Origin of the sequence: Klebsiella pneumoniae complex sp. WS1778 (assembly GCF_049472055.1) — a bacterium.
GTDB classification, from domain to species: Bacteria; Pseudomonadota; Gammaproteobacteria; order Enterobacterales; family Enterobacteriaceae; genus Klebsiella; species Klebsiella quasipneumoniae.
Window position 1 is genome coordinate 75,211 of sequence record NZ_JBKGTJ010000010.1, and the last position, 8,519, is coordinate 83,729.

Sequence of the window (8,519 nt, forward strand, 5' to 3'; positions counted from 1 at the left end):
GATTAGCCACCCAGTTTCGATTTATCGCGAACCGCGCCTTTGTCGGCGCTGGTCGCCAGGCTGGCGTAGGCGCGAAGGGCAAAGGAGACCTGACGCTGGCGATTCTTCGGCGTCCACGCCTGGTCGCCACGCGCTTCCTGGGCTTCACGACGCGCCGCAATTTCCGCATCGCTCAGCTGCAGCTGGATGCTGCGGTTCGGAATATCAATCGCGATCATGTCGCCATCTTCAATGAGCGCAATGTTGCCGCCGCTCGCCGCTTCCGGTGAGACGTGACCGATAGAGAGCCCTGAGGTGCCGCCGGAGAAACGGCCATCGGTGATCAGCGCACAGGCTTTGCCCAGCCCCATCGACTTCAGGAAGCTGGTGGGGTAAAGCATCTCCTGCATCCCCGGCCCGCCTTTCGGCCCTTCGTAGCGGATCACCACGACGTCGCCTTCAACGACTTTACCGCCGAGGATGGCCTCAACCGCATCGTCCTGGCTCTCATACACTTTCGCCGGACCGGTAAATTTCAGGATGCTGTCGTCCACGCCGGCGGTTTTCACGATACAGCCGTTTTCCGCGAAATTGCCGTACAGCACCGCCAGGCCGCCGTCCTTGCTGTAAGCGTGTTCCAGAGAACGGATACAGCCTTCGGCGCGATCGTCATCCAGCGTATCCCAGCGGCAGTCTTGCGAGAACGCCTGGGTGGTACGGATGCCCGCCGGCCCGGCGCGGAACATTTTTTTCACCGCGTCGTCCTGGGTCACCATCACATCGTACTGTTCCAGGGTCTGCGGCAGCGTCAGGCCGAGAACGTTTTTGACCTCGCGATTCAACAGCCCGGCGCGGTCCAGCTCGCCCAGAATGCCCAGCACGCCGCCGGCGCGATGCACATCTTCCATATGGTATTTCTGCGTGCTCGGCGCCACCTTACACAGCTGCGGCACTTTGCGGGAAAGCTTATCGATATCGCTCATGGTGAAGTCGATTTCAGCTTCCTGCGCCGCCGCCAGCAGGTGCAGAACGGTGTTGGTGGAACCGCCCATGGCGATATCCAGCGTCATGGCGTTCTCAAAGGCCGCCTTGCTGGCGATATTGCGCGGCAGCGCGGAAGCGTCATCCTGCTCGTAATAGCGTTTGGTCAGCTCAACGATACGTTTCCCGGCGTTAAGGAACAGCTCCTTACGATCGGCGTGGGTCGCCAACAGAGAGCCGTTACCCGGCTGCGACAGGCCCAGCGCTTCGGTCAGACAGTTCATGGAGTTGGCGGTGAACATCCCGGAACAGGAGCCGCAGGTCGGACAGGCGGAGCGTTCCACCTGATTACTCTGCTCGTCGGACACTTTCGGATCCGCCCCCTGGATCATCGCATCCACCAGGTCGAGCTTGATGATTTTATCTGACAGCTTGGTTTTCCCGGCTTCCATCGGGCCGCCGGACACAAAGATCACCGGAATGTTCAGGCGCAGGGAAGCCATCAGCATCCCCGGGGTGATTTTGTCGCAGTTGGAGATACAGACCATCGCATCCGCACAATGGGCGTTAACCATGTACTCCACCGAGTCGGCGATCAGCTCGCGGGATGGCAGTGAATAGAGCATACCCCCGTGGCCCATGGCGATCCCATCATCCACTGCGATGGTGTTGAATTCTTTGGCCACGCCACCGGCGGCTTCAATCTGCTCGGCAACCAGTTTGCCGAGGTCGCGCAGGTGCACGTGCCCAGGAACAAACTGGGTAAAGGAGTTAACGACGGCGATAATCGGTTTGCCGAAATCGGCATCGGTCATCCCGGTTGCGCGCCACAACGCGCGGGCGCCCGCCATATTGCGGCCATGTGTGGTGGTGGCGGAACGGTACTTAGGCATGCTCTTTTTACTCCCATCTGTGTTTATTAAATGGGACGGTGCGTGCCGTCCCATTTTTAATTACTTACTTACCGGATCCAACCAGCCCCATTTATCTTCTGTTTCACCGGTGAAGAGGCCAAAGAAGGCTTCCTGAATGCGTTTGGTGACCGGACCGCGACGGCCTGCGCCGACCTGGATGCCATCCACGCTGCGTACCGGGGTGATTTCCGCCGCGGTGCCGGACATGAAGACTTCATCCGCCAGGTACAGGGATTCACGGGACAATACCTGCTCGCGGACTTCAATACCGAGATCTTTCGCCAGCTTGATGATGGCGTCGCGGGTAATGCCCGGCAGCGCGGAAGAGGTAAACGGCGGAGTGAACAGCACGCCGTCCTTCACTTCAAACAGGTTTTCGCCAGCGCCTTCAGAGATATAGCCGTTAACATCGAGGGCGATACCTTCCTGGTAGCCATGGCGACGCGCTTCGCTGCCAACCAGCAGCGAGGAGAGATAGTTGCCGCCGGCTTTCGCCGCCGTCGGGATGGTGTTCGGCGCCGCGCGGTTCCAGGAAGAGACCATGGCATCGATCCCCTGCTCCAGCGCTTCTGCGCCGAGGTAGGCTCCCCACGGGAACGCCGCGATGATCACGTCAGTGTTGTAACCCGGAGGCGGGTTTACCCCCATGCCGACATCGCCAACAAACACCAGCGGGCGGATATAAGCGCTGGTCAGATTATTAGTGCGAATGACTTCGCGGCAGGCTTCCATCAGTTCGTCGACGCTCTGGGAGACCGGGAAACGATAAATTTTGGCTGAGTCATGCAGACGCTGCATATGTTCGCGATGACGGAACACCACCGGGCCTTTGTGCGAGTCGTAGCAACGGATGCCTTCGAATACCGAGGTGCCATAGTGCAGCGCATGGGACATCACATGAACTTTCGCTTCGCCCCACGGAACCATCTCGCCATTGAACCAGATGTAATCAGCTTTTTTCGTCGTCATTTTTCTTCCTTTGCGCTCAGGCGCGGATTTGTTGTGATGTGGGTTGCTGGATCTCGACGCAGGCAACGTCGACCAGTTTACTTAATTGACTAAACAGTAATTCGACGGGCCGCGGGCTGGCAACGGTCAATTCGATATTTATGTTCTGTGCGTCCGCTGCGGTTTCCATGTTCATTGCGCAGATTTGAAAACCACGGTGACGGACAACGCGCAGCACGCGCTCTAAGGTTTCCGGGTTGAAACGTGCCTGTAAAGCGACCTGATGTTGCATCATGATAATTTCTCCAGCATTTCAGAGTTACTGGCGCCGGGCGGCACCAACGGCCAGACATTCTCAAGTTCGTCGATTGAGACATGAAGCAGGTATGGCCCCTGGCTCGAAAGCATGGTGTCGAGTGCCGCTTCAACCTGGTCTTTACGGGTGATGTGTTGGCCAGGAATACCGAAGGCGCTGGCCAGCGTGAGGAAATCAGGGTTATCAGTCAGAGTGGTTTCGCTATAACGTTCCTGGAAAAACAGCTGCTGCCATTGTCGAACCATCCCTAACCGCTGGTTGTCGAGTAATACGATCTTCAGCGGTAACTGCTTGCGTTTTACGGTGCCCAGCTCCTGCACATTCATCATGAAGGAGCCGTCACCAGAGATACAGATCACCGTATCGTTAGGGCGCGCCACCTGGGCACCAACGGCGGCCGGCAGGCCAAAGCCCATGGTGCCTAAGCCGCTGGAGGTGATGAAGTTTTCCGGGCGGGTATAGGTCATATGCTGAGCCGACCACATCTGATGCTGGCCTACGTCGGTTGTCACCACGCTGTCCGCCGGCTTGCGGTCGGAAAGCTGTTTCAGCAGCAGCGGCGCGTAGATAGCCTCACCGGGATGATCGTAACGCCAGGCGTGATCGGCACGCAGTGCGGCACTCCGCTCGCGCCAGCCATCGATCGCTAACGGCTGCTGCAGCGCCGGCAGCAAGCGGTTCAGATCGCCGGTCAGACCAATGTGCGCCTGGCGCAGCTTGTTCAGCTCCGCCGGATCGATGTCCATATGGATCACTTTGGCATGCGGCGCGAAGGTGTTGAGCTTGCCAGTCACGCGATCGTCAAAGCGCGCGCCGACAGCGATCAGCAGATCGCACTCCTGTACCGCCAGATTGGCCGCCTTGGTGCCGTGCATTCCCAGCATGCCGAGATAATACGGGTAATCGGCGTCCACCACGCCCAGCCCTTTCAGGGTGCAGGTCGCCGGCATCCGGGTCACTGCGAGGAATTCGCGCAGCGCCGGTACCGCCTGCGCCATGCCGACCCCGCCGCCAACATACAGCATCGGTTGCTGCGATTGAGCCAGCATCTGCAGAGCCTGAGCCACTTCCGCCTGCGGGAATGCCATCTCATCGGCGACCATAGAGAAATGGGGATCGAGATCGCCCTGCGCCATCTGAATATCCTTAGGGATATCAACCAGCACCGGGCCTGGACGGCCTGAGTTTGCCACCTGGAAAGCTTCAGCAATGACCCGCGGCAGCTCGTCCAGAGACTGCACGAGGAAACTGTGCTTAGTACAGGCCAGTGACAAACCGAGAACGTCTACCTCCTGGAACGCATCCGTGCCGATGAAGGGTGCGGCCACCTGGCCGGTGATAGCGACAATGGGGATGGAGTCAAGCAAAGCGTCCGCCAGGCCGGTGATCAGGTTGGTTGCGCCCGGGCCGGAAGTCGCGATACATACCCCGGTTTTACCGGTTGCTCGCGCATAACCAATGGCCGCCATGGCTGCCCCTTGCTCATGCCGGCACAGCAGGTGCTCCACGCCGCCGTCATACAGTGCATCGTAAACCGGCATAATTGCGCCACCCGGATAGCCAAAAACGGTGTCGACCCCCTGTGTCCGCAAAGCATGTACCACCCACTGCGCGCCATTCATAGTTAGTTCCCCGTCATAAATCGGGAGAAACAGAATTTTATGCTAAAAGTCATCATCTGCTCCTCGCTTAGGTTATTTCAGTTATAAAAAAACCCCCGGACCTTTCGGTGCGGGGGTCTTAGTTCGTTAAGGCTTGATTATTAAGCCTTTCCTCGTCCAAGTGCAGCCCCGCACGGTGGGATAATAATCACCACCACGCTAATCACGACCAGGCTAATCACTCGTAGAAGGGCTGTCATTTTCTGTACTTTCTGGCTTCTTGTTCGAAGGAATACCTAAAGAGGTACCACAGACATCACATAAAACACAAGATTTTTTTATATCTCTGTTGCTGAGCAGCCTAACAGTTTCAGCAAAAATAATTGTTTTATATGAAAAAATTCGAAGATGAAAAAAACTCAGTTTTCTCTCGCCTGCCGCGCTCTTTTGCGCCCTCCTTCCCAACGCCGCTCTGTTTTGCGAGCGAACTTCCAGTTTCGGCTAAATGTAACAATATGGCGCGAAAAGTATGGATTTATGGTCCTAACTTCTGACTATTACCGATCCCGTTTTAACACAGGTCAGCCATAATCCTGCCTGGTCCAGGAGGTTTTATGTCGCTCGCCATCGTCTATACCCGCGCGGCGCTCGGTATCGAAGCGCCATTGATTACTGTCGAGGTTCATCTCAGCAACGGTCTGCCCGGCCTGACTATGGTCGGACTGCCGGAGACCACCGTGAAAGAGGCCCGTGACCGGGTTCGCAGCGCCCTGATCAACAGCGGCTACGCTTTCCCTGCGAAGAAAATAACCATTAACCTGGCGCCAGCGGATCTGCCTAAAGAGGGCGGGCGATACGATCTACCTATCGCTCTCGCGCTTCTCGTTGCCTCAGAGCAGCTCAACACGACGCGACTGAATCAATATGAGTTTGTGGGCGAACTCGCCCTCACAGGTGGGTTACGCGGCGTTCCAGGGGCGATCCCCAGCGCAATGGAAGCCATCAAAGCCGGCCGGCGCATCGTCGTCTCCTCTGATAATGCGGCTGAGGTCGGCCTGATCGGCGGCAGCGATTGCCTGGTCGCCGACCACCTGCAGGAGGTGTGTGCTTTTCTCGCGGGGCAGACATCGCTTTCGCCGCCTCTCGCCGAGGCACCCACCGTTGATGAACGCGGCGAAGATCTGCGCGATGTTATCGGCCAGCAGCAGGGCAAGCGAGCGCTGGAGATTGTGGCCGCCGGGGGTCACAACCTGCTCCTGATCGGCCCACCCGGCACCGGGAAAACCATGCTTGCCAGCCGGCTACCCGGTCTCCTGCCGCCATTAAGCAATCAGGAAGCCCTGGAGAGCACGGCCATTCAGAGCCTGGTCAATCTGCATACCGCGAAGACCCGGTGGCGTCAGAGGCCGTTTCGCGCGCCTCACCATAGCGCCTCGCTGGCAGCGATGGTGGGCGGCGGCTCAATACCGGTCCCCGGTGAGATTTCCCTGGCCCATAATGGCGTGCTGTTTCTTGATGAACTGCCTGAGTTTGAGCGGCGTGTACTGGATGCGCTGCGCGAACCCATTGAGTCAGGCAAGATCCACATATCACGCTCGCGCGCCAAAATTGACTATCCGGCGCGCTTTCAGCTTATCGCGGCGATGAACCCAAGCCCGACAGGGCATTATCAGGGCAAACATAATCGTACATCGCCTGAGCAGACATTACGTTATCTGGGACGTCTGTCAGGCCCCTTCCTTGACCGCTTCGATCTCTCCTTAGAGATCCCGCTGCCGCCGCCAGGGATACTGAGCCAGGGCACGCAGGGCGAAGAGTCTAGCGCAACGGTCCGGCAGCGGGTGCTGGCGGCGCGCGAACGGCAAATGCTCAGGCAAAATAAGCTCAATGCTCATCTTGAGAATCGTGAAATGAAGAGCTGCTGCCACTTACGGCGGGAGGACGCTGTCTGGCTGGAACAGACGCTAACGCAGTTGGGGCTCTCTATTCGAGCCTGGCAGCGTCTGTTAAAGGTGGCGAGAACCATTGCCGATCTGGCAGAGGCTGAAGAGATTGAACGCCGTCATTTGCAGGAGGCGCTCAGCTATCGGGCGATAGACCGGATGCTAAACCATCTGCAGAAAATGATGGCGTAAAAAAAGGGCTTACGCCCTTTTTTCTTAGTCATCGCTTTCGGTGTAATCGTCAGCGCCTTCCATCTGCGGTTTGCCGCCGGAAAGGGTATGGAAACGCTTCGGCCGCTTGATGCGCGCCATATACTTAATCCATACGCGTTCTGCTTCCGTTACCGGCTCACGCTCACCACGGCACACCGAGACAAACTGTTTTTCATCATCGGTAACAGGTTCGCGTTTACCCAGTTCCAGTTCGTTAAAGGCATAACCATGACGTTCCAGCAGTTGCGCCTCTTTGATGGTGAAATCACCGTGACGGGAGAACCCGCGTGGATAATTTTTATTGTCGAAAAAACGATTAGTCGTCGTAAAGCTTTCCGCCATCCTACACGCTCCTGATTCTTTGGCCGAGCTATTTATGGCGCGGAGTATTAGTTACGCTTGACAGAGCGTCAAACAAAACATTTAAATCATCACGACAAATAATTTTGTGGAGAACGGTGTGGATACGGAATTGCTCAAGACTTTCCTGGAAGTGAGCAGAACTCGTCACTTTGGGCGAGCAGCAGAGGCGCTTTACCTGACGCAGTCAGCGGTCAGCTTTCGTATTCGTCAGCTGGAAAATCAACTTGGTGTGAACCTGTTCACCCGACATCGTAATAACATTCGCCTGACGACGGCCGGAGAAAAGCTCCTGCCTTACGCCGAAACGTTAATGAATACCTGGCAGGCTGCGCGCAAGGAGGTCGCACACTCTTCGCGACATAATGAATTCTCCATCGGAGCCAGCGCCTCGCTGTGGGAATGCATGCTTAACGGCTGGCTCGGCACCCTCTACAGCGCACCTTACAATCTCCAGTTTGAAGCGCGTATCGCACAGCGGCAGTCGCTGGTTAAACAGCTTCACGAACGCCAGTTGGATCTGCTGATCACCACCGAATCGCCGAAGATGGATGAATTAAGCAGCCAGCTGTTGGGTAATTTTACCCTTGCCTTGTATTGCGCATCGCCTGCAAAAAACAGAAATGAATTGAATTACTTGCGCCTTGAATGGGGGCCTGATTTTCAGCAAAACGAAGTGGGTCTGATAGGAAGTGATGATGTTCCGCTGCTCACTACCTCTTCAGCTGAACTGATCTACCAGCAATTATCACGCCTGAACGGCTGCTGTTGGCTACCTGTTCGCTGGGCCAAAGAGAAGCATGGGTTACATACGGTCATGGACAGCGCTACGCTTTCCCGCCCACTCTATGCGATCTGGTTACAAAATAGCGATAAGCAGGGGCAGATCCACGAGATCCTGAAAAGCCCTATCCTGGAATAAGCGGTACTCTCCATGGACGGAGAGAAGCAAGGTATTTTGAACAGGGATATTGCAGATAGAGAGCAGAGATAAAAAAAATCCTTTGCCTGAGCAAAGGATTCTTATAAATGGCAGGGGCGGAGAGACTCGAACTCCCAACACCCGGTTTTGGAGACCGGTGCTCTACCAATTGAACTACGCCCCTAAAGCTTTCTTACCACTAAGCCTGCTATCTGAGCAGGCTTAATGTTAAATAAGTGGCGGAACGGACGGGACTCGAACCCGCGACCCCCTGCGTGACAGGCAGGTATTCTAACCGACTGAACTACCGCTCCACCGAATTTTTTCGCTTTATGACCACCG

At 56.4% G+C, this 8,519-nt stretch carries 9 protein-coding genes and 2 tRNA genes; 2 read left to right on the forward strand and 9 right to left on the reverse strand.

All coding sequences use genetic code 11. From position 1 onward, the window contains the following. Nucleotides 1-2 precede the first annotated feature (2 nt). The 6 genes from ilvD to ilvL all read right to left on the reverse strand — a co-directional run bounded on the left by ilvD (nt 3) and on the right by ilvL (nt 4,999). Nucleotides 3-1,853, reverse strand: coding sequence for a dihydroxy-acid dehydratase (gene ilvD / locus ACLEXF_RS24460; RefSeq protein WP_002883173.1), 1,851 nt, complete (start codon nt 1,851-1,853; stop codon nt 3-5). Between the two features lie 60 nt (nt 1,854-1,913). After that, the gene (ilvE, locus tag ACLEXF_RS24465; RefSeq protein ID WP_002883171.1) at nt 1,914-2,843 is read right to left on the reverse strand and encodes a branched-chain-amino-acid transaminase; all 930 of its coding nucleotides are present in this window, start codon (nt 2,841-2,843) and stop codon (nt 1,914-1,916) included. A gap of 16 nt (nt 2,844-2,859) precedes the next feature. Beyond that, entirely contained in the window at nt 2,860-3,117 is a 258-nt protein-coding gene (ilvM, locus tag ACLEXF_RS24470) for an acetolactate synthase 2 small subunit (RefSeq protein ID WP_004886870.1), read from the reverse strand. Beyond that, complete coding sequence (gene ilvG, locus ACLEXF_RS24475) at nt 3,114-4,760, reverse strand: acetolactate synthase 2 catalytic subunit (RefSeq protein WP_004886873.1); 1,647 nt, start codon at nt 4,758-4,760, stop codon at nt 3,114-3,116. The genes ilvM and ilvG overlap by 4 nt, the downstream gene beginning before the upstream one ends. A gap of 2 nt (nt 4,761-4,762) precedes the next feature. Beyond that, nucleotides 4,763-4,816: a peptide IlvX gene (gene ilvX / locus ACLEXF_RS24480; protein ID WP_201281575.1), complete on the reverse strand. Its 54-nt coding sequence runs from the start codon at nt 4,814-4,816 to the stop codon at nt 4,763-4,765. 84 nt (nt 4,817-4,900) lie between these two features. After that, on the reverse strand, nt 4,901-4,999 hold the full coding sequence (gene ilvL / locus ACLEXF_RS24485) for an ilv operon leader peptide (protein WP_001311244.1): 99 nt from the start codon (nt 4,997-4,999) through the stop codon (nt 4,901-4,903). 354 nt (nt 5,000-5,353) lie between these two features. On the opposite strand from ilvL, the gene ACLEXF_RS24490 reads away from it, so the two are divergent. Further along, nucleotides 5,354-6,874, forward strand: coding sequence for a YifB family Mg chelatase-like AAA ATPase (locus ACLEXF_RS24490; protein ID WP_023319436.1), 1,521 nt, complete (start codon nt 5,354-5,356; stop codon nt 6,872-6,874). A 24-nt stretch (nt 6,875-6,898) separates the two neighbouring features. On the opposite strand, the gene ACLEXF_RS24495 is transcribed toward ACLEXF_RS24490, so the two are convergent. Further along, nucleotides 6,899-7,237 (reverse strand): DUF413 domain-containing protein, encoded by a 339-nt coding sequence (locus ACLEXF_RS24495; protein WP_004886877.1) that lies wholly within the window; start codon nt 7,235-7,237, stop codon nt 6,899-6,901. 118 nt (nt 7,238-7,355) lie between these two features. On the opposite strand from ACLEXF_RS24495, the gene hdfR reads away from it, so the two are divergent. Beyond that, nucleotides 7,356-8,177: an HTH-type transcriptional regulator HdfR gene (gene hdfR / locus ACLEXF_RS24500; RefSeq protein ID WP_032454492.1), complete on the forward strand. Its 822-nt coding sequence runs from the start codon at nt 7,356-7,358 to the stop codon at nt 8,175-8,177. A 108-nt stretch (nt 8,178-8,285) separates the two neighbouring features. On the opposite strand, the gene ACLEXF_RS24505 is transcribed toward hdfR, so the two are convergent. Further along, nucleotides 8,286-8,361: transfer RNA gene (locus tag ACLEXF_RS24505), tRNA-Trp, on the reverse strand. Between the two features lie 53 nt (nt 8,362-8,414). Then, a tRNA-Asp gene (locus tag ACLEXF_RS24510) sits at nt 8,415-8,491 on the reverse strand. Nucleotides 8,492-8,519 lie beyond the last annotated feature (28 nt).